Source organism: Kaistella polysaccharea (genome assembly GCF_020410745.1).
GTDB lineage: Bacteria > Bacteroidota > Bacteroidia > Flavobacteriales > Weeksellaceae > Kaistella > Kaistella polysaccharea.
Window position 1 is genome coordinate 37393 of the sequence record NZ_CP084528.1, and the last position, 22544, is coordinate 59936.

Sequence of the window (22544 nt, forward strand, 5' to 3'; positions counted from 1 at the left end):
TTTAACGCTCCTGGTATTTTCAGTAAATGAGTATCTTTGTTAAAGTACAAAAGGCAGCTTTTAAGAGCATAGGTTTTATGAAAACATCGCAATCTTCTATTTTGTCTCCCAAACTATAACCGAAATATTCCGATACCAAATATGCCGCTCTACAGAGATTTTTCAGATGATAAGGCCACTATTCTTCTTTGGAAATTTGACGAGACTGAGAACCTTGATCCCAATATTCTTCTTGAAAAGGAAAATTTTGAAAAGGTGAAGGATTATCATCCCATTAAATTAAAGGAGTTACTTTTGGTGCGTAAAATATTGAAGTCCATTTTACCTGATCACCAGATTCTCTATAAAAATCGGGAGCCATTTCTTTCGCCCCGAGATTACGAAATATCGGTTACCCATTCTTTTCCCTACGCCGCATTGGCAATTTCGAAAAATAAAATCGGAATCGATATCGAACCTTTCAATTCTAAGATTGTAAGAATTCAACACAAATTTATCAATGAAGAGGAAACTGAATTTATTGAAAAAAAGAAGGAGATTGCCTATTTGACGGTGATTTGGTCAATCAAAGAAAGTATGTATAAAATTCACCACTCCAATTATTGGTCATTAAAAAAGCATTACGAAGTAAAACCATTTAATCTTAATTTTCCTTATAATATTCAGTGCAGAGTGCATGATGAAAATGTATCCGATCTATTTAAGGCAAGGGTAGAGTTCTTTGAAAATTATTGTTTTACAATCGTTGACTGAAGTTCGGGATCCAAATTTTCTGCAACCTTTCGCTGTTCTTTTGCAACGTCGTAAATGAGTTCCAGAATCTCTTTTAAATTTTTCAGCTCGGTCAGATGACTGATTTTATTCGGATCGCGTCGGTCAAAAAATTCATTTTCCTGAAGCTCTTTTTTACGGTTTTCTAAGAGTTTTTCTACTGAATCGTCGGGTTCCAATTTGCTTTCCAGTAAAATATTCTGGTCTGCACTTTTCTGATTGAGAAGTAAATTCGTACGCTGCAATTCGGCTGAAATCTTAAGATCCCAACTGTTAAAATCAATTTCAGAATAATTTTCTGCATTAACGGAATATTGCGAAAATGACGCGATATAAGCTGTAATAAGGTGCGAGGTAATAACGAACTGATGCAGATGTTCCAGTTTTTTCTGTTGATTTTTCGGATCAGAAAGCATTCGCTGAAAATTATCGGATAAGTTGGCCAAATCGATAATCGCATTTTTTCTACTGAGTTTATAATCCTGCGTTCCCACGGACTCCTTTTTGAAGTACGCCATCGCGGCCGAATAATAACTAAAATTACTTTCTGCAGACCTTTTCATGAAGTCTAAATTTTTGGTATGTTCCCAAACCGGAAGCACAAAATAAGAAACTACGAATGCTACGATTCCCGCAATGACAGTATCTAAGACCCGATCTTTAAAAATGATATTTAAATTCCCAGGTTTTAAAATGTTAAAGGCCAGGAATACGTAAATTGTCATAAAGAAAACGGCCCAGGAATATTTGGTTTTCAGAAAGGTGAAACACAAAATCATGGTCGATAGAAAAAGGAAAAAGAGTACATTTTGATTGTTGATAAAGTAGATCATCGCATAAGCGACCAATGCGCCAGCAACAGTTCCGTACAACCGCAAAAGGTTACGGTGTTTCGTTGTAGCGTATGCAGGTTTCAGGATGGCAACAATGGTAATGAACACCCAGTAGGAGTGCCCGATTCCTAAAAATTCCAGCTGAGAAATAAAGTAACCGACCACCAATGCCACTGTAATTCGGATCGCGTGGCGGAAATGAGACGATTTGAGAGAGAAATTGGTTAATAGAATTTTGCTGTTTAGTTTCTCATCCGCAGTTACAAATTTTTGATAATCAAGACCTGTAGAAAGGCTTTTTGCCAGTTTTTGATCCTGACTGAAAACCTTGTAGATGGTTTTTATTTCATCTGAAATTCCGGTGATCCGGTTTAATATCAATCGAAGCGTCATAAAATCGCCCAAAGTGTCGGAAGTCAGTTTGCTATTTCGAAGGTCAAAATATTCATTATAAATATTCTCCAGCAATTCGTCGATATTTCGCAGGGGTTTTGCTTTGCCTCCACTTTGCAAGGCGATTCCGATATTGGTCATTTCCTCCGAAAGTTTCTGCAGATAATCACCCAGAGAAAAAAGAAAACCAGTCGCGCCGAAATTTTCTTGAACTTTCCGATAATCACTTTCAGAAGTCATTAATTTTTCGTGTAAATCGATGGAATTTAAAAACATCAACATCAATAATCTACTCGTCGTGGTCGACTCATTCACTATTTTACGCGTTTTAAAAACGGTTTCCCGTGTTTCTTCCTGCAAATTTTTAATTGAAATTTGCTGAGAAATCATCTGGGAGTAAAGGTTGTCGAAATTCGGATCTTTAAAATAAAATTTAGATTTTAAAGAAAGATATTTTGCCAGTTCCAAATAGTTCTCGCCAATCATCTGTCCCGCCAGTTTGTACGGTTGAATTTTAGAAACTACCAGAAATATGAGAAAATAGCAGATAGAACCCGCTAAAAATATCAGGGAACTTTTAATAATATTTCCGCCCGTTAAATGTCCGTCGATGAAAATTCCCAGCACGACCAGCGAAAGCGAACCTACTGCAGCAAGTCGCTGACCATAAACACCGATCATGGTGAAAAAGATTCCAAAAATTATTATTTCGGGATAAATTAAAAGGGGATAATTTTTTATAGAACTGGCAACAAGAGCCACGATGAAAAATGAAACGATTGCTAAGATTAGCGCGTTTCTTCGTCGAATGTAAGGTCCGGCCTGATCGGTTAAACCTACAAAACTGGTTGCTAGCGGGAAAAGAAAATATTCCTTCAGCAAACCAAAGTGCGCCAAAATAAGACTTGGTAAAACAATTGCGACTGAAATGCGCACGGCCGAGTAAATAGACTGGCTGGTGGCAAATTTTTTCAATTCAGTAGCGTAATTCATGACACAAAATTAAGCTTTTAAGTCAAAAAAAAGCCTCAAAAAAATTTGAGACCTTTTAATAAATATTTTATAAATTTTAGTAATCCTGCGAATTCGAAGATTCTTCTCCAATGTTCCAGGTTAAACCGAATCTTAATGTATTGTCTAAGGCAGAATTAATTTTAGAAGTGTTTATAAGATACGACATATCTAAGCCAAACGACTGGTATTTCAATCCTACACCAACAGTTGCATATTGTCTGCCACCTTGTTCCGGACTTTCCTGGAAATAACCAGTTCGCAATGCAAAAGCGTTGTCATATTCATATTCCAATGCGCCGCTAATCATGGTGCTTTTTGGATTGCTGAATGACTTACCGATTCCTTCAATTACCGCTACATTGGGAACATTCCCTGTATTATCAGGACCTGGGACCAATAACTTTGACGCTTCAAAATTAATACCCACTCTGTTCAGATCATCAATATATAAATCGTATCCAGCTCCTATTCTAGCCATGGTCGGAAGGTAAGATCTTGATTCTTCGTCACCGGTATAATCCAGTCTAGGACCTAAGTTTTGAATGGCAAATCCTCCACGCGCACGACCTTCATAATCACCAAATGAATCGTGTTTTTCAGACATAAAATATCCAGAAACGTCGACTGCAAATGAGTTTGCTGGTTTTAAAGTATTGTCAGAACCAATCCCGCCTGACAAATCTGATCGGATATATCGACCTGTAACGGCCATAGAGTAGTAGTCAGATAATTTTAGTCCATAAGCAACATCAAATGAAAATTCATTGGGTTTTACTGTGCCTCCTTGTTGAATTTCTCCACCGATAAAACTGGTAAGATCTACAGATCCCATGTTAAAATAGTAAATACTTGCAGAAATGGTAGACCGCTCTTCTTCCCCCAAAAACTGATGATACGCGCCGTACAAAAGAAAAACATCGTTTGTAAGTTTACTCATATAAGGCGTATAAGTAACCCCGATCGCTGAGGTCGTTTTGCTGAAAGGATATTTTGCAGCATTCCAAAACTGAGAAAAAGCATCACTGGTTGTCGCAACTCCCTGATCACCCATTCCACCTGCGCGAGCGTCAGGAGAAATCCGTAGGAAGGGTGCGCCCGTAAGCACAGGCTGAATGTTGCTAATCTGCTGCCCGTAAGCTAACATGCCTATTCCCAGTCCCAATCCTAAAAATACTTTTTTAGTTATTTCCATATACTAGTTTTTAACGTTTATTTTATTTTAATAAAACCATTTTTTCAACTGCGGTGGCGCTTCCTTTACATTTATCCTGATTTTGACTGCGCGCATAAATTTTAAATATATAAGTGCCTTTTCCTACAGCGTCACCAAAATCATCGTTTCCGTCCCATTCTATCGCAGTTCGAGGTGTTCTAAAACCCTGAAAAAACGGTTCAGCAGATACCATTGTACTTATTGTTCTAACCAATTTCCCCGTGATGGTATAAATCTGAACATTGACATCTAGAAGATCGTCACAATTATGTTCAAATTGTACATACGTTTTATCAGTAAAAGGATTCGGCCAATTTAACAATTTATTAACAACTAAATTTTGATTGGTTTCATCCTTAACTATAAAGTTTAACGTGGTCGTGGTAGAATTATTGTTGATGTCCCAAACTTTAAAAGTAATCTGATGTTCACCCGGTGTAAGGTTTCGAAAAGGATAACTTACATTTCCTTTCTGATAATCGGATAAGGCAGGGTTCGTACACCCATTTCCATCACCTGAAAAATAGAAGTCATTGAGGACTACCGTTTCTATAATTTTGCCATCAAGTATCACCGTAACGTCGTGGCCAATTCCGGACCCCGTTGAATTTATTCCCGTATTATCGGTAACACAAGCTAAGAGTAAAGGGTTCTGATCGGTAATTCCGCCATCCGCAAAATTGATATTATTTAGAAATAATCGCACTTTCGGTGGATCCTGATCATTGATTCCTTCGGGATTAATTCCGCCTATTTTTTGTACTTGATTTTCGAAAACATCAAATATTTTATTATCAGCATAAACCAACATTCTACCGTTCCCGTCTTCATAATTAATGTCTTTCGGAACATAAAATTCTACAGTAAATTCGCCATTGGTCGCAATTCCAGATGATTTTACTATTGGGCTGCCTTCTTCAGTGTACGTTAATACAGGATTTAGTCTAGCATCACCATCGTTATTAAGTGTCTTCTTTTGAAGTCTTTTGTCAAAAATATTGATGGCGACTCGGCCGTTGAAATTGGTGTCCACGGTTCCGTTAGCTTTATTGACGTGGCCTTTAACTTTTACAAAATCCAGAGCGCGAAGTTTTCCTTTAATGGGAGAATCTATATCGTCGATGGCGATTAATCTTTGCGGGCGACTTAATTTCATTGCGGGATCACCGAGGTAATTCACTTTTAGGTGATCTGAGGAAGGTCCTTTCTCGATCTTAGCTTGTAAAAAGGAATCACCCAGATTTAAGAAGTCGTCCTGATTCAATTCAAATAAATGTTTTGTAAAAAGGGTAGTAAATTCCTCACCATAGCTTACGCCGATTGCTCTACTAGACGTAATCATCGTAGCAGCGCCACCTTGTTTCAATTTAATGACCTGTTCTCCTGCCGAATAGGTGCCTGGATCATCCCACAACGTAAATTCACAAGTAATGGTAGAAACGAGCGGGAAACGAGAGTACACATTATTATAATTGCTGAAGTTCTGAATTTGATCGATCGTTAAAACCCGTTCCTGCGCCCAACCATTAATTCCGCCGTGTCCGAAATAAAAGAGGTAAAGACTGTTGCCAACATCATTTGAAATGGCTTGGTTAACCTGCGGATAGCGTTGTCCACCAGCCGAAGTTTCTGCCGGGAAAGCATCCAGATATAATTTACGAATGTTGTACTCGCTTCGTGTGCCTTTTTCAAAAACGTTGACTAATGATGCGTTCATGGTGTTGTGAAATGGCGTACCATTATCGGCATCGTCATCAACAACAAAATCTAATTTCATGCGCCATTCACCGAATGGAGTTGACTGTCCATCCAAAGCATTGTAGTAGGCTAAAGTTTTGTCTATGAGGAGTTTCGCTTCTTGAAGGTTTGCGGCCGGCAAGCGTCCGATCGGTAAATCAGGAAGTGTGGAGGAAAGTACAGTTGCAGTTCGCGTCTGCGGACTTGTCATTACAAAATAATCATCGGTAACAAAGGAGTCGGTATAATTGCCACTTTCTTCACTTTGATAACTTGGGACGACATCAGATCCAGGATGATTTTTACCTTTAAAATCGTAAGAGGTATCGCCCAGAAGAAAAACGTATTTTAAATTTTTTCCCGCGTTAAGTTTCGTCACAAAATCTCTAATTCCGGTAATGTCTTTGCTTCCGCTACTGAATTCATTATAAACTTTATTAATATCAACAACCGAAACATTGTATTTTCCTTCATAAAATTTTGCCAGCCTTTGTGCCTGACCCATCATTTCCGGAACAGTTAACATTAAATAATTAATATTTTGAAGACCTGATAAATCCTGATTATCAATCTTTCCGACAAATAAGGGAGTGTACGCTTCAACATTTTTAAAAGCCACAAACTCATTCGTAAATTGCGGATCAGCAGCGAGGTATGAAAAATTAAAAGTTGCGCCACTAGATTTGTTCAGTTTCTTTTTTGCATTTGTAGGATCTGAAACTTCCCAAATCTGATCAATACCGCTGGCATCTGCAAAGCTAAAAGTATATTTCGTGTCGCTACCTTCCGCTATATCATAGCTGCGGAAATTCATCTGAGTATTATTGAATTTTAAATCTTCTTTGTACTGCACTTCCGCATAATCGAAGTAAAATTTGCCATTCGGATTGCTCGAAGTATCTGGAATATAATTAAAGTTAAGCTGATTCCCCTGCAAATTGGTAGCTATTCCTGAGTACACTAAAGGCGTAAATTCTCGACGATCTCCAGCGCCAAGCGTAAAAGTTCTTTCATTTTGATTGTTCAGGTTGACCGTTATTTTATTTCCCTGCGATTGGTAAGCGATGGTTCGGCTTCGAAATTTAATAATATCTGTAGATTGAATTGGCGAGTTGGTAGTGAACGTAAGTGTTTTGTTTCCACTAAAAGGATCGCCAGCCCAAATTCTACCAATTTTCATCAGATTGAATTTCTCCTCATTAATATATTGAAATGCGTCGTATCTCGTGATGAGTGTCGCGTTTATTTCCTGATTATCTTCCTGAACTCTTTTTCCGGGTCCTTTATCAAAATTAATGAAGTAATACGCAAAATCCTCGTAGATATTGATCACATTGGCAGATGCATCTGTTCGCGTTTCTATTCTTTTATTTGCGGTACTATTAGAATTTGTCGCGGTTTTGTACAGATTAAAGCCGTGGGGTCCCTGCGCATAAAAAAGAGCATAGTCATCTTCATTCCAAGCTCCGTCATCTTCACCAATAACTTGTATTGGATTTTCCTGAAGACCATCGTATCGAAAATCTTGGTTATGTTCAGGTAACATGACGCCGCCATTTCCGTACACTCGAAAATTCTTCGGATTTATATTGGTGGGATTTATTCCATTATCGCGAAGAAACTTCGACGTTATTTTAAAAATACCCGATTTATCTACTTTAATTTTATAAAATGTACCCGATTTCAGAGGATTTTCAGAACTGAAATATTTTGCCGAGCTGATCTTTGCCGTTTCTTTATTAGAGTCATCAATTATAGTAAAGGAAATAAGTCGGGAAATTATCCCATTCTCAAATTTTAAAGCTTCAACGCGAAAATTAGTAGTTTTCTCCCCAGAATAAGGATCGGTATAGTAACTAACTTCAAATTTATTTTCCGTTGGTAAATTGTAATATTGAATATCAAAAAGATTTTTTGACGAAATTTTCTCCCAAACTAAATTAGAGATACTTTTTTGTGATCCGGTAAAAGGTTCTTTAAATCTGAATGAAACACTGCCATCTTCATAAGAAAATCCTTTTTCCTTGAAAAAAGGAACGGTATATTTTTCAGTGCCGTAGTCGATAATCGACTTTCCTTCCCAAGTTATTTTAACCGTTTGTGAATAAATTCCAACATTCCACAGAAAGATAAGAAATAGTGTTAAAAAGCGTTTCATCAACAGTTTGTTTACCTGCTACAAATTAAACAAAAAATTATATATAATAATATGATGCAATAAAATAAAATTGTTTGCGTTTTCCAAAAAAAAGCAATTGATAATTTGATTTATTAGATAATTTCTATTTTCTTTGTGCATTGATAAATTTAAAAATGACTATGAACAAAATAAAGTTGTTTTCATTAATGGCGATAACTTCTACAATGTTATTAGTAAGCTGCGGAAGTGGTGGGAATACTAAAAACGGTGGAGGAACAAAGCGCTTTACAAGTAAAACCGGATGGAAACCAAACGATCAGAAAGGGTGGTTTTTTACGGGCAAACAACAAAAACAAAAAGGCTGGCCAGGAATGGTTTACGTTGAAGGTGGAACCTTCACAATGGGCTTGGTGAAAGACGATGTGATGCACGATTGGAATAATACTCCAAAAAGAATGCAGGTAAGTTCTTTCTTTATTGGCGAAACCGAAATCACAAACTACGAATACAGAGAGTATACAACGTGGTTGAAATTTGTTTTTCCACCATCAGATCCTAGCTATAAAGATATTTATGCTGGAGCTTTGCCTGACACTTTGGTGTGGAACAACGAACTTTCCCGAAATGATTTTGCTGAAACGTATTTCCGTTCTCCGGAATTTGATTACTATCCGGTAGTAGGAGTTTCGTGGTTGCAAGCTTCACGTTACTGTGATTGGTTGACTGACCGTGCAGCAGAAAAAACTTTGATGGATCAGGGTGTTATTTCGAAAGATTTGTACGTTAATGATGCTAATAATCAAGGAGCCTCCGCTTTTAATTTAGATAAATTTAAAAGTAGTGATCCTGAGATGGACGCCTATCTGAATCAAGAAAGATTAAAGCAGAAATCCGGTATTAAAACGAGCAATGAGCGAATTTTAGCAGCGAACAGAAACGCCAATGCCAGTGTTGTTACTAAGTTCCGTCTGCCAACTGAAGTTGAGTGGGAATTTGCAGCCTTAGGAATGCAGAAAGAAAGAGAATATAATCTTTATACCAATAAACAACCTGAAATTCAGAAATTGAAAGGTACAAAAGGTAGAAATAAAGGAATGTATCTTGAAAACTTCAAACAAGGACGTGGTGATTACTCAGGCGTTGCTGGTTGGAAAAACGACGGATCTCCTACAACTGCAGATGTGAAGCAATATCCATCAAACAATTTAGGTATTTACGGAATGTTCGGTAACGTATCTGAATGGACCGCCGATGTTTACAGACCGATTATCGATGAAGAAGCAAGTGATTTTAACTATTTTAGAGGAAATGTTACCCGAGAAGTAGTGAGAAATGAAGATGGTTCTATCAAGAAAATTGAAGAAGTAAAATATGACACTTTAGCAGACGGACGATTGATCTACAGAGGATTGCCGGGACAGTTTGAAAGAGAAGTTACAGCAGACAGCAAAAACTTTAGAGATGGAGATTTCCAATCTTCTTTGGATGCCGGTTACGGAAGAGCAGAAGACAGTTCAACGGTTGGATATAACATGTACAACTCTAAGCAGAAAAAATTCTTTGTTGATGACCGCGGTCGTGTAATTGTGGAAAAAGATGACCATATGAGAACGACTCGAGTTTCTAATGAAGTTCGTGTTGTGAAAGGTGGTTCTTGGTTAGATGCAGCTTATTGGCTTGATCCAGGACAAAGAAGATACAGAGATGAAGCGAAAGCTTACGGATGGGTTGGTTTCCGCGTTGCACAAGATGCAAAATCAAATTCTAAAGGAAGAACCAAAAGATAATTAGTTCTAATATTTTTAATAATCCTTCTGTTAATACAGAGGGATTTTTTTATTTTTGTTTTATGAATGCAGCCTCTTTTTATTCGACATTTTTGCAGTGTGATAAAGTAACCATCGACAGTAGAAATATTTCAAAGAATGACATCTTTTTTGCCTTTTCTGGAGAAACATATAATGCCGCATTAAAAGCGGAAGAAAGCATCAAAAATGGGGCTCTTGCTGTAATTGTAGAAGACAAAGAATTCGAGAACGCTGAAAAAAATATATTTTATGTTCCTTCAACACTTCAATTTTTACAGGATTTAGCAGTTCATCATCGCAACCATTTGAAAATTCCCATCATCGGTTTGACGGGAAGTAATGGCAAGACAACAACTAAAGAATTGATTCATGCGGTGCTTTCTCAAAAATACAGTGTACAGTACACTTTTGGGAATCTAAATAACCATATTGGGGTTCCTTTGACGATACTTTCCATCAAACCAGAACATGAAATTGGGGTTATTGAAATGGGTGCAAATCACCAGAGAGAAATTGAGTTTTTATGCACTTTAGCACAACCGAATATAGGATACATTACCAATTTCGGCAAAGCTCATCTTGAAGGTTTTGGGGGTTATGAAGGTGTAATTAAAGGAAAATCAGAAATTTATACGTATTTAAAAACAGAGAATCAAACGATACTCATTAATGAAAATGATGCGTTGCAAGTAGAAAAGATAGAAAGTTATGAGCCAAAAATTACTTTTGGATCAAAAACTTCAGACTATTTTTTCAGTCATTATTCTTCAGATAATTTTGTTGGATTGCAATATGGTGATGAAAAAGTACTTTCTCAGTTAACAGGTGAGTATAATTTTACGAATCTTTGTGCGGCGGTAGCGCTGGGTTTTCACTTCGGATTGAACTTCGACCAGATGAAAACTGCAGTTAAAAGTTATACACCAACCAATATGCGGTCGCAGATTTTAGAAAAGAACGGGAAAGTGTTGGTTTTGGATACCTATAATGCGAATCCCAGTTCGATGGTGGAATCATTGAAGAACTTCGCCCAATTTGAAGGCAGCAAAACAATAATTATCGGTGATATGTTGGAGTTAGGTAAGGAATCGGAAGTTGAACATCAGAAAATAATGGATTTAGCCCAAACCCTTAAGTTTGATGAAATCATAACGGTCGGTCCGATATTCAAGGGAGTAAACAAAAATTTGGGAGCTTACGAATCTTCTGTTCAGTTGGGTGAATATTTAAAAATTAATCCCATTTCCTCAAAAAATATATTGCTCAAAGGGTCGCGCGGGATCGCCTTAGAGAAAGTTTTGGAATTTATTAATTAATTTAAACTCCAATACTGATTCAGAATCAGTTTAATATTTTGAAAAGTCATTCCTAAAACCGAGCTCTTTATTTCTTCTTCATCTTTCCAGCTCACCTCAGAAATTCCCTCTTCAGTTTGAGGAATGGGTTCTGCAGTTCCCACGTATTCCACTTTAAACCAGTAAGTCGTTTTCAAAATCCGGTCCCCATTCCGTTCGGTATAAATATGAAAAGTAGTATTCAGAAACTCTTCCAAAATTAATTCTTTAAGTCCAGTTTCTTCTTCAATTTCACGCAAAGCAGCTTGTTCCAGGGATTCCCCTTTTTCAATTTTTCCTTTCGCTAAATCCCATTTGCCCAATCGTCGTATAAAAAGAATTTCATTTTTGCTATTTCGAACGATGCCGCCAGCAGCTTCAACGACTTTAAACATATGGGTAAAATCTTCCCAAATCTCGTCGATTTCTTCCCCATAAATATTCAGTTCCGGGCAAGAAGTATTTTCTAAAAGGTCTACCGCAATTTCCAGGCTCGCAAAGCCTTCAAATCTTAACTTTTTTTCAATATCTTCGGGATATTTACTAATGGTTAATTTTTTTTCATTCACAAAAACTTTATACATTTGTAAGGCTTTAATTAATACAAAAATATAAAAATGAATTTAGAAGGACGAAAGATTATCGTAAATAAATCGACCAGCGAATTGGTCAAAATGTTAAAAAATCCAGAGGATTATCGGGGATTGATGCCCGACACTCTGCAAAATTTTGAAGCCCGTGATAACGGATTTAAATTTGGACTTAAAGGTATGCCGGAAATTGCTTTAAATATTGATGAAGTTAGCAAAGATCAGGTCGTTTTAAAATCTGCAAGCTCTAGTCTTGATTTTTCTTTAAAAGGAGTGATGAATGCTATCAATGAAAATCAAACCGAGGTTCAGCTTTTGTTTGAAGGAAAATTTAATCCTTTTATTAAAATGATGGTTGAAAAACCTTTGAATACTTTTATAGATAATTTAACGGACAATCTGGAAAAACTTTAATAAAAACTTTTTATAAAGTGAAAGACCTCAAAATTATATTTTGAGGTCTTTTTATTAGTTGGTATATGTGGCAAAAGCTTCTTCTAAACTGGCATATTTTCCTTTAAATTCGTCGATCGATGAATCCTGAATAATATTTCCATGATGAATCAGAATTATCCGTGAACACAGCGCTTCAACTTCCTGCATGATGTGCGTTGATAGAATGACCGTTTTCTCTTTGCCAATTTCTTTAATTACATTTCTAATTTCAATTATTTGGTTCGGATCGAGACCATTTGTTGGCTCATCTAAAATCAATAAATCTGGTGAATGCAGAATTGCCTGCGCCAGACCAACTCTTTGTTTATAACCTTTAGAAAGCTGTGATATCTTTTTTGATTTTTCCGGCGTAATTCCTACCAAATCAATTACTTCATCAATTCGATCGATATTTACATTGTGAATGTCAGCCACGAAAGCCAGGTATTCTCTAATATACATGTCATTGTAAAGCGGATTGTTTTCCGGTAAAAATCCCATCTTTTTTTTAACCTCAATTTGATTTTCTTGAATATCTTTCCCATTGAACAAAATCTGTCCTTCTTCAATTTTTAAAGCGCCAACAATCGATTTCATGAGCGTAGATTTCCCGGCGCCATTTGGACCTAAAAGTCCTATGATTTCGGTGGAATTAATGTCGATATTAATATCGTTCAGCGCTGTTTGGTCGCCAAATTTTTTCGTTAGATTAATGATTTGTAAAGACATGAATGTTGAATAATTTTATGCAAATTTAAGAAATCGCACCCATTAAAAATTGAAGTATAGAAATAAAATTTATAGCCTTTCAATAAAGAATAAATGAAGGTTGATGTTAAGATCACCTCTTTCTAAATCCATCTTCTAACTTTTGATTGGTACATTTTATATTGTTCGCCAAATGCTCTTCGTAGATAAGCTTCCTCTTTTGATATAATATATTTTTGAACGGTAAATATTAAAAACGGAAGCAATATCAGCATCCAAAAATTGCCAAAAAGAAAAGTTGAACCTGTATACATACAAAGTAAACCTAAGTACATTGGATTGCGCGTAATGCTGTAAATTCCTTTCGTTTGTAGCGCAGATGCGGGTTTCATCGGAAGGATTGTCGTCTTATTTTTCAAAAAAGTAAAAATTGCACTCAATAAAAGTAGAATAGCAGCGATCAGGAAAAAAATACCAATAATTTGCGAGGTAGAAGTCTTGAAAAAATGACTTTGAAGAATGATAAATTTCTGTAAAATCATTCCGACCGCAAAAAAAATCAAATAGAATAGCGGCGGTGGAATATGAATTCCTGCATTGTCTTTGGGATTTTTCATAATGTAACTTTATAATGAATTATTAAAACATCTATTAAAGTTACAATATCATATTAAATTGGTATGTATTTATTGGCAAAATTACAAGAATGACTGGACTCATTCTGCTATGTTATCTTCAATAATAGATAGGTGAAAATTTCAAAAAGATTTAAAAAGTAGAATGGGCAACATTAGTTTACGAGCAACATTTTGAAAATTACTGCAATAAAAAAACTTCACAATAAATTGTGAAGTTAAAGTGAGCGCGACAGGATTCGAACCTGTGACCGTCTGCTTAGAAGGCAGATGCTCTATCCAGCTGAGCTACGCACCCTTACATTTTTTTTAGTTCATTCTGTGACCGTTCCGATTTGGATCGGAATGCTCTATCCAGCTGAGCTACGCACCCTTAAGTTTTGGGTTTTGCGAACTTGTCGTTGGGAAGACGAATTCTTTAAAAAAGAAAACTCTCGAAAGAGTTTTCTATAAAGTCGGGGCGGCAGGATTCGAACCTGCGACCTCCTGGTCCCAAACCAGGCGCGATGACCGGACTACGCTACGCCCCGAGTAATTTTTTTGTGGAAGTTGCGGAGAGTAAGGGATTCGAACCCTTGGTACAGTTTCCCGTACGCTTGTTTAGCAAACAAGTCCTTTCGGCCACTCAGGCAACTCTCCTTTGCAATGTTTATAAGAGCTTCTATTCCGTAATTGCGAGTGCAAATATAAAAGAGTTTTACTAATAAACCAAAGATTTTTCCTAAAAAATATTCGTATTTTTACGTCTAAATTTAAATCATACCGAAATTTATGCGTAAATCGTTAGCTATCATATCCTTAGGTTTTTTAATTATTTCCTGCGGAACGCAGAAAATCCCACAAAAAACGGCGCCTCAACCTACAATGTCCAAAGTTGCTTCTGCAAAGCCCGACTCAAAGGAACCAAAACCTAAAATTCACCGCGAAAGTGGAGCTGAATTTTTTACCGATAATATAGCAGATGCTTCAAAAAATGATAATACCATCAGTTATGGTTCTATCGTTACGGCAGATCCCGCGAGATTTAAAGTAGTTAAAACATTTTTCCCTGCAGTAGCTCAGAATTTCCGACAAAAGTATATCATTCTTCATTATACTGCCTTAGATGAAGATAAATCAGTGATGGTGCTCACCCAACAAAGTGTAAGTGCCCATTATCTTGTAAATGATATGGATGATAATGAAATCTATCAGCTTGTCGATGAAAATAAAAGAGCTTATCACGCCGGAATTAGTGCTTGGAGAAAAGATAAAATGCTTAATGATACCTCCATCGGAATTGAAATTGTAAATTCTGGATATGTGACTGATGCTGATGGGACGAAGATATTTCCTGATTTTTCACCAAAACAAGTTCGAAAAATTGCTGCTTTGGTAAAAGACCTTGCGGATCGTTATATGATCGCTCCAACCAATATTTTAGGCCATTCAGATATTGCGCCAACCAGAAAACAGGATCCAGGTCCCAAATTCCCTTGGAAACAGCTTTATGAAGATCATCAAATCGGTATGTGGTACGATGAAGGAACGAAACAGGTGTTTTATGATACCGCAATTTTAGAGGATTATACCATGCAGATGACTGTTCCGTCTTTTGTATTTAAAATTCAGACGGCGCTAAAAGATTTCGGATATGATATATTTCCAAACGGAATCTATGATGACGCGACCATCAAAACAGTAGAAGCTTTTCAGTATCATTTCCGTCCACAAAATTATTCCGGAATGATCGATGCCGAAACTTGGGCAATTTTACAAGCATTAAATCAAAAATACCCGAGCAAGTAATAATCTTTAAAAATATAGTCTGCTGATTTATATAGACTTACGGTCAGTAAATAATCTCAGAAACCAATTTATTAAAATAGTAATAATCTAAACTTTTCAACAATTATAGTTATGGAAAATTTCAGAAATGAAAGTGATTTGTTAGGCCCACTACAAGTGCCGATTAATGCATATTATGGAGTTCAAACTCAGCGTGCCATTGATAATTTCAAAATTTCGGGACAGAAGCTTTCTTCTTATCCACATTTAATTAATGCTTTAGCAGTGGTAAAAAAAGCGGCGGCGAAAACCAATTATGAGCTCGGGCTACTGGACGAAAATTTATACCGACTTATCGCTGAAACCTGTGATGAAATAATTGCAGGCAATTTACACGAGGAATTTCCTATTGATATGATTCAAGGCGGCGCCGGAACCTCTGTAAACATGAATGCAAATGAGGTCATCGCAAACCGTGTTTTAGAAAAATTAGGGAAAGAAAAAGGAGAGTATCAATTCTGTTCTCCCAACGATCACATCAATTTGTCGCAATCAACAAACGATGCTTATCCTACGGCCCTAAAAATGGCATTATTGTCAATGAATGAAGATCTGGTAACGAAACTTGTAAAGATCGTTGCTGCCTTTCGGGAAAAAGGAAAGGAGTTTTCATCGGTCATCAAAATGGGTAGAACACAGCTTCAAGATGCTGTTCCCATGAGCTTAGGTCAGGAATTTGAAGCGTTTGCCGCTACATTAGAAGAAGATATTTCTAAATTAAATAGCAATGCAAATCTTTTTGTTGAGATTAATATGGGCGCCACTGCCATTGGTACTGGCTTAAATGCGCCCGTTGGTTATGCGAATTTGTGTGCTAAAAATTTAGCTCAAATCACCGGTCGTGCTATTATTTCTGCACCGAATTTAGTAGAAGCAACACCTGATACAGGTTCTTATGTAATCTATTCTTCAGCTTTAAAGAGATTAGCCGTAAAACTCTCGAAAATTTGTAATGATTTGAGATTGCTATCTTCTGGTCCAAGAGCTGGTTTTTTTGAAATTAATTTGCCAGCGATGCAGCCCGGCTCCTCCATTATGCCAGGTAAGGTAAATCCAGTGATTCCAGAAGTTGTAAATCAGGTTTGTTATAAAGTTTTTGGGAATGATCTTACGGTAACTTTTGCGGCCGAAGCCGGACAATTACAGTTGAACGTTATGGAGCCCGTACTTTCACATTCCATTATGGAAAGTATTAATTTTTTAGGAAATGCTTTAGATACGTTGCGCGAAAAATGCATTACCGGAATTACGGCAAATAAAGATGTTTGTTTGAATATGGTAAGAAACAGTATCGGTATCGTTACTGCTTTGAACCCTTATATTGGATATAAAAATTCGACCGAAATTGCCAAGGAAGCTTTGGAAACAGGAAGAAGTGTTTACGATTTAGTTCTGGAACGTGGTATTCTGTCGGAAGAACGTTTGAACGAAATTTTAGACCCAGAAAATATGTTGAAGCCTCATCAGCCGATGTAGGTTATCCGTTTTTAAAATAACGCGCCGCATTTGTATCAGTTATTAATTCTGAAACGAATACTGCGCGTTTTCTCATTTTATAGAATAAAAATTTAATTTGTGAAATCACCACTCATCAAATATATCATTTACTTTTGGTGAATATTATTAACGACTTACTTATGATTGAAGAAAGCAGCAGCAAGCAGAAATTTCAAACTTTAACATTGACTGATAATGCAGGTTATCAATATGAGACAGTTGCCAATGATAAAGCTGGAGTCCGAATTTATACCCTTAAAAATGGATTGAAAGTGTTTCTTGCGCAAAATGATGACGCACCAAAAATTCAAACATATATTCCCGTAAAAACAGGCAGTAACAATGATCCAGCCGATAACACGGGACTGGCGCATTACCTGGAACACATGATGTTTAAAGGAACTTCAAAACTTGCGAGTGCTAACTGGGAAAAAGAAAAACCACTTTTGGAGCAACTATCCAATCTTTACGAGAAGCACAAAGCAGAACAAGATCCCGAAAAAAAGAAAGCGATTTATAGAAATATTGATGAACTTTCTCAGGAAGCAAGCAAATTCGCCATCGCCAACGAATATGATAAAGCGATTTCTTCCCTCGGCGCTTCTGGTACCAATGCGCACACTTGGCTGGATGAAACCGTTTATAAAAATAACATTCCAAATAACGAATTGGAAAAATGGCTGAAAGTTGAAAAAGAAAGATTTTCGGAGTTGACTTTAAGGTTATTTCATACTGAATTAGAATCGGTATATGAGGAGTTTAACCGTGCGCAGGACAATGATGCACGCCTCGTAAATTACGAACTTATGGATGCGCTTTTTCCGAACCATCCGAACGGGCAACAAACTACACTCGGAAAAGCAGAGCATTTAAAAAATCCATCGATGCTCGCGATTCATAAATATTTTGATGAATATTATGTTCCCAATAACTATGCAATGGTACTAGTCGGCGACTTAGATTTTGAGAAGACTATTAAATTAGTTGATCAGTATTTCGGAACTTTTGAATATAGAGAATTGCCGAAAAAAACAGCAATTAAAGAACTCCCTCTCACTAAAATTGTCGAAAGAACAGTAAAAAGTCCATCTGCCGAGCGGTTACATCTGGCTTGGCGAAGTTATTCTTACGGAACTCAAAATGCCAGACTTGCCGATATGGTTGCCAATATACTCACCAATTCCGGTGAATCGGGGCTGATTGATATTAACATTAATCAAAGTCAAAAAGCCCTGCGTGCAATGGCTTACGATTCTGCATTTAAAGATTATGGAAGTTTTTCCCTCATCATTGTTCCTAAAAACGATCAGACCTTAGAAGAAGCCAAACAATTATTGCTTGATCAGATTGATTTGTTAAAAAAAGGAGAATTTCAAGATTGGCTGATTCCAGCCATTGTCAATGATATGAAGATACAGCGGATGAAAATGTTTGAAACGGCCGATGGCCTTGCAACAGCTTTGTACGGCACATACATTAACGATATTACGTGGGAGGAAGAACTCAATGAGATTAATGAATATTCGAAAATAACGAAAGCAGATATTGTAGAATTTGCGAATGAATTTTTTCAAGATAATTACGTCGTTCTTAAGAAAGAAAAAGGAGTTAATGATAAATTAGTCCGTGTTGAAAATCCCGGAATTACACCAATTAATCTGAACAGAGAGGAGCAATCTATATTTTTAAAGGAACTTTTAGGGGAAAAATCTTTTGAAATAGAGCCTCATTTTATTGATTATCAAAAATCTATTGCTACTGACAAGATTGGCGATAAAAAAGTAAGTTTCGTAAAAAATAAATATAATGATATCGCGCAGGTTCATTTTATTTTTCCATTTGGTGGTGATCACGATAATAAATTGGGGTTGGCAACCCAGGTTTTACAGTATTTAGGTACAGACCAATTGAGCGCAGAAGACCTGAAAAAAGAATTTTTCAAATTGGGAATTAGCAATGATTTTAGAACTTCGCAAGATCAACTTCGCATTTCCTTGAGTGGTTTAGAAGAAAATATGCCTGCCGGAATTCAGTTATTGAAAAGTTGGATGCAAGATGCAAAACCCGATCAGGATGTTTATGAAAAGAACGTAGAAACCATTTTAGAAAGTAGGGAAGTTGCAAAAAAAGACAAAGGCCGAATTATGGCAGCACTGAGTAACTACGCGAAATATGGTAAGCTTTCCAGATTTTCTGATGTACTTTCAAAAGAAGAATTAGAAGACATCAATTCAGTGGACATGACGGATAAAATTCAGAATTTACTGCAGATGCCTTATGAAATCTTCTTTTATGGCGAAGATTTTAACGCCTTTAAAGAATATGTAAAACCATTTGTGAAAGATGCCGTTTTACCTATTCCTGAGAAGAAAATATACCCGGAACCACCTACAAAAGGTAAGGTGTATTTTACCAATTATGATATGGTTCAAACTGAAATGGGTCGTGTCGCAAAAGGTCCGAATGTAAACATGAAAAATTTTGGGAAAATTAATGTGTTTAATGAGTATTTCGGAAGAGGATTATCTTCAATTGTTTTCCAGGAAATTCGGGAAAGTAAGAGTTTGGCTTATTCCGCGTTTGTTTCCTATGCCGCAAGTGGCGAACTGAATCATCCCGATTATGTTACAACTTACATCGGTACACAAGCGGATAAACTTCCGGAAGCTATTGAGGCGATGGATGAATTAATGGCGAATTTACCACAAATACCCAATCAGTTTCAAAATGCAAAAAATTCGGCTTTGAAGCAAATTGCCGCTGGAAGGATCAACCGAACAAACCTGTTTTTCAACCAATTGAATCTGAAAAAGTTAGGAATTGATTATGATTTGAGAAAAGATATGTATGATGAAATTCAAAATTTGACCTTAAAGGATCTAACCGATTTCTACAATCAAGAAATAAAAACCATGACCTACAACACGGCGATTATGGGGAAAATAGAAAATCTTGATCGATCATCTTTGAAAGGTTTGGGGGATTTTGAGGAAGTGACTTTAGAAGAAATATTCGGTTATTAAATGAAGATTTATTCAATTTAATAATAAGAAAACCACGATCTGTGGTTTTTTTGTTAGGTATAAAAGGGGTGATTTATCTTTAAAAGTTGGGTGATTTACACCGTTGCACATTCACAACTTTCCTCATATTTGCATTGCAATAGATGATGTTATTAAATTTTCTATGGTAGAAAACACAAACTAATAATGGTGAAGACCCCAATTCCGGATTCTCTTCCGGAATTTTTTTCGTCCTATTATTTAATAAAATTAAATCTGTGAAAGATTGCATTATAAAAAAACCTTGAAGCGTAAATTCTTCAAGGTTTAATTTATAAAAGCAAAAAGTGCTTATTTCACAATCTTCATTTCTTTAATCAGCCATTTTGCGTCGGCATATTTATCAACAATAAACAAAATATATTTCGTGTCCACCATAATATTTCTGCTGAATCGCGGATCAAAATTGATATCACTCATCGTTCCTTCCCACTGTCTGTCAAAATTCAAACCGATCAGGTTTCCGTTTGCATCCAATGTTGGACTACCGGAGTTTCCACCAGTGGTATGATTCGTAGCGGTGAAGTTTACCGGAACGTCACCTGTTTTGTCTTTGTACATGCCGTAATCTTTCGCGTTGTGTAAATTCACGAGTTTTTTCGGTACATCAAATTCATAATCTCCCGGTACATATTTTTCCATCACGCCTTCCAAATGCGTCTGATATCCATAATAAACGGCATCTTTAGGATTCGAACCTTTCACTTGACCGTAAGTAACGCGAAGTGTAGAATTCGCATCAGGGAAGAATTTTCGATCTCTATCGGTTGCCATTTGCTGTGCCATAAATTTCTTTTGCAACACGTCAATTTTATCCTGAATTTCAGCATATTTACCTTCAGTTGTGGTTGTATAAGAGTTGCGCAGTGCAGAAGCCCACTGAATAATCGGGTCATTTTTTAGGTTTTTGATGAGTTCTTGTGGATTCTCAAAAACTTTATTAATGTCTGAAATGGTCGTTGCGCCGTTCAGGCTTCCACGTCCTGTTACAACAGAATTTTTTGACCAACCTTCTACGATTTCAATATTTCGGTTTACATCTTTTAACTGACTGAAATTATTAGGAAGGAATTTTTCTGGCGTTTTTGCTACATACAATGCTAGTAATTCTGCGGTCACTTTCGCATCGAGTTCGCCACTGTAGTCTTTGTAAATGTTTGACAATCTGTTTTTAAAGGCAGTTATTGCCTGGTCGTTCATTTTACCAGCTTCATAACTTTGCATAAAGTTGATATAATGATTTGCCAGCGACAACGTTTCTGCATTCCGGAAAACTTCAGAATAATAGGCTCGGTTCAAAGCATAAGGTCCTTGTTCAGTATACAACTGATTCAGTTGGTCTATTGTCGTTTTAATTTGTGGATTTTTAGCGATGAGGCTTTGCTCATACTTTTTCTTCTTCCCTACGGCATCAGATTTCTTTAAACCTTCCACTTCTCCAATCCATTTTTTCCAGTAATTCGCTACACCTGCATATTTGGATGCGTATTTAATTCTGGTTTCACTATCGGTACGCATTTTTTCATTCAGCGTTTTCAGAGCTACTTCCCGTACAGAAATCATTGCTGGATCAATTTCCGTCATGATTTTTTCTACTGCAATTGCAGGTAAGTATTCCGTGGTTCTTCCAGGGAAACCAAAAACAAATGTAAAATCGTTTTCCTGCTTATCTTTAATAGACACAGGTAAGAAATATTTCGGTTTGTAAGGAATATTGTCTTTCGAATATTCTGCTGGTTTATTATTTTTATCCGCATAGATTCGGAACATGGAGAAATCTCCGGTATGTCTTGGCCAAACCCAATTGTCTGTATCTGAACCAAATTTACCAATGGAACTTGGCGGTGCTCCAACCAATCGAATGTCTTTGTAAGTTTCGATAATATAAGCGTAATATTTGTTGCCATAATACACGGGTTTTACAACAACTTTTTGCCAAGGTTCAAGTTTAAAACCTGCTTTTACCTGCTCGATGTTTTTATTAATCAAATCTTCAGAAGCTTTACCTTCCAAATTTTGTGTTCCTGCAAGAACGGGTGCGGTTACTTCTTTAATATCTACAATAAAATCTACTGTTACTCCAGGATTTGGCAGTTCACCGTTCATATCTTTTGCCCAGAAACCATCAGTCAGGTAATCATTTTCTACGGAGGAATGTTTCTGAATCTGTCCATATCCACAGTGGTGATTGGTTAATAATAAACCTTGTGGAGAAATAATTTCTGCCGTACAACCACCGTTAAACTGAACTACAGCATCTTTAATACTTGGTTTAGAAGGATCGAAAATTTCTTTCGCAGATATTTTCATTCCTAAATCTTTCATTTCCTTTTCATTAAGTTCTGTGGGAATCCACATTCCGCCGTATTGTTGGGCAAATGCCATCACGGCTGGAAACAGTATCGCAGAGAGCAAAATATTTTTTCTATTCATTTTTAAAAATTTTCCTAAAAATAAGCAATTTTAATTTTATGGTAATTAATGATATTGAAGGATAACTGTTTTAAATAAAAACGAACTAAAGGATTAATATTTATGTTTTAAGTG

General features: G+C 36.5%; 14 protein-coding genes and 3 tRNA genes. 7 read left to right on the forward strand and 10 right to left on the reverse strand.

What is annotated here, in order from left to right; genetic code table 11:
- Positions 1-141 precede the first annotated feature (141 nt).
- Positions 142-753, forward strand: a complete 612-nt coding sequence (locus LC814_RS00160) for a 4'-phosphopantetheinyl transferase family protein (protein ID WP_226064335.1) — start codon at positions 142-144, stop codon at positions 751-753.
- Here LC814_RS00160 and LC814_RS00165 read toward each other — a convergent pair.
- The 3 genes from LC814_RS00165 to porU all read right to left on the reverse strand — a co-directional run bounded on the left by LC814_RS00165 (position 729) and on the right by porU (position 8119).
- Positions 729-2990, reverse strand: coding sequence for an FUSC family protein (locus LC814_RS00165; RefSeq protein ID WP_226064336.1), 2262 nt, complete (start codon positions 2988-2990; stop codon positions 729-731). The genes LC814_RS00160 and LC814_RS00165 overlap by 25 nt on opposite strands.
- A gap of 76 nt (positions 2991-3066) precedes the next feature.
- Positions 3067-4203, reverse strand: a complete 1137-nt coding sequence (porV, locus tag LC814_RS00170) for a type IX secretion system outer membrane channel protein PorV (RefSeq protein ID WP_226064337.1) — start codon at positions 4201-4203, stop codon at positions 3067-3069.
- A gap of 22 nt (positions 4204-4225) precedes the next feature.
- Positions 4226-8119 carry a type IX secretion system sortase PorU gene (gene porU, locus LC814_RS00175; RefSeq protein ID WP_226064338.1) on the reverse strand — a complete coding sequence of 1298 codons (3894 nt, stop codon included), beginning with the start codon at positions 8117-8119 and terminating at the stop codon, positions 4226-4228.
- A 161-nt stretch (positions 8120-8280) separates the two neighbouring features.
- On the opposite strand from porU, the gene gldJ reads away from it, so the two are divergent.
- A complete protein-coding gene (gldJ, locus tag LC814_RS00180; protein WP_226064339.1) occupies positions 8281-9888 on the forward strand; it encodes a gliding motility lipoprotein GldJ in 1608 nt (535 codons plus the stop codon).
- Between the two features lie 62 nt (positions 9889-9950).
- The gene (locus LC814_RS00185; protein ID WP_226064340.1) at positions 9951-11225 is read left to right on the forward strand and encodes a UDP-N-acetylmuramoyl-tripeptide--D-alanyl-D-alanine ligase; all 1275 of its coding nucleotides are present in this window, start codon (positions 9951-9953) and stop codon (positions 11223-11225) included.
- On the opposite strand, the gene LC814_RS00190 is transcribed toward LC814_RS00185, so the two are convergent.
- Positions 11222-11827, reverse strand: coding sequence for an NUDIX hydrolase (locus LC814_RS00190; protein ID WP_226064341.1), 606 nt, complete (start codon positions 11825-11827; stop codon positions 11222-11224). The two genes, LC814_RS00185 and LC814_RS00190, sit on opposite strands and share 4 nt — an antisense overlap.
- 33 nt (positions 11828-11860) lie before the next feature.
- Here LC814_RS00190 and LC814_RS00195 point away from each other — a divergent pair, with 33 nt between their 5' ends.
- The gene (locus LC814_RS00195; protein WP_226064342.1) at positions 11861-12247 is read left to right on the forward strand and encodes an SRPBCC family protein; all 387 of its coding nucleotides are present in this window, start codon (positions 11861-11863) and stop codon (positions 12245-12247) included.
- Between the two features lie 54 nt (positions 12248-12301).
- Here LC814_RS00195 and LC814_RS00200 read toward each other — a convergent pair whose 3' ends face one another.
- From LC814_RS00200 to LC814_RS00220, 5 genes are all read right to left on the reverse strand, one after another.
- Positions 12302-12997: an ABC transporter ATP-binding protein gene (locus tag LC814_RS00200; protein WP_226064343.1), complete on the reverse strand. Its 696-nt coding sequence runs from the start codon at positions 12995-12997 to the stop codon at positions 12302-12304.
- A gap of 122 nt (positions 12998-13119) precedes the next feature.
- Positions 13120-13593 carry a methyltransferase family protein gene (locus tag LC814_RS00205; RefSeq protein WP_226064344.1) on the reverse strand — a complete coding sequence of 158 codons (474 nt, stop codon included), beginning with the start codon at positions 13591-13593 and terminating at the stop codon, positions 13120-13122.
- Between the two features lie 242 nt (positions 13594-13835).
- A tRNA-Arg gene (locus LC814_RS00210) sits at positions 13836-13909 on the reverse strand.
- Positions 13910-14066: 157 nt separating this feature from the next.
- Positions 14067-14141: transfer RNA gene (locus LC814_RS00215), tRNA-Pro, on the reverse strand.
- A gap of 22 nt (positions 14142-14163) precedes the next feature.
- A tRNA-Ser gene (locus tag LC814_RS00220) sits at positions 14164-14250 on the reverse strand.
- 132 nt (positions 14251-14382) lie between these two features.
- On the opposite strand from LC814_RS00220, the gene LC814_RS00225 reads away from it, so the two are divergent.
- The 3 genes from LC814_RS00225 to LC814_RS00235 all read left to right on the forward strand — a co-directional run bounded on the left by LC814_RS00225 (position 14383) and on the right by LC814_RS00235 (position 19958).
- Complete coding sequence (locus LC814_RS00225) at positions 14383-15399, forward strand: N-acetylmuramoyl-L-alanine amidase (RefSeq protein WP_226064345.1); 1017 nt, start codon at positions 14383-14385, stop codon at positions 15397-15399.
- A 111-nt stretch (positions 15400-15510) separates the two neighbouring features.
- Complete coding sequence (gene aspA, locus LC814_RS00230; RefSeq protein WP_226064346.1) at positions 15511-16914, forward strand: aspartate ammonia-lyase; 1404 nt, start codon at positions 15511-15513, stop codon at positions 16912-16914.
- A gap of 161 nt (positions 16915-17075) precedes the next feature.
- A complete protein-coding gene (locus tag LC814_RS00235; RefSeq protein WP_226065831.1) occupies positions 17076-19958 on the forward strand; it encodes a M16 family metallopeptidase in 2883 nt (960 codons plus the stop codon).
- 330 nt (positions 19959-20288) lie between these two features.
- Here LC814_RS00235 and LC814_RS00240 read toward each other — a convergent pair whose 3' ends face one another.
- The gene (locus tag LC814_RS00240) at positions 20289-22430 is read right to left on the reverse strand and encodes a S46 family peptidase (protein ID WP_226064347.1); all 2142 of its coding nucleotides are present in this window, start codon (positions 22428-22430) and stop codon (positions 20289-20291) included.
- Positions 22431-22544: the final 114 nt, after the last annotated feature.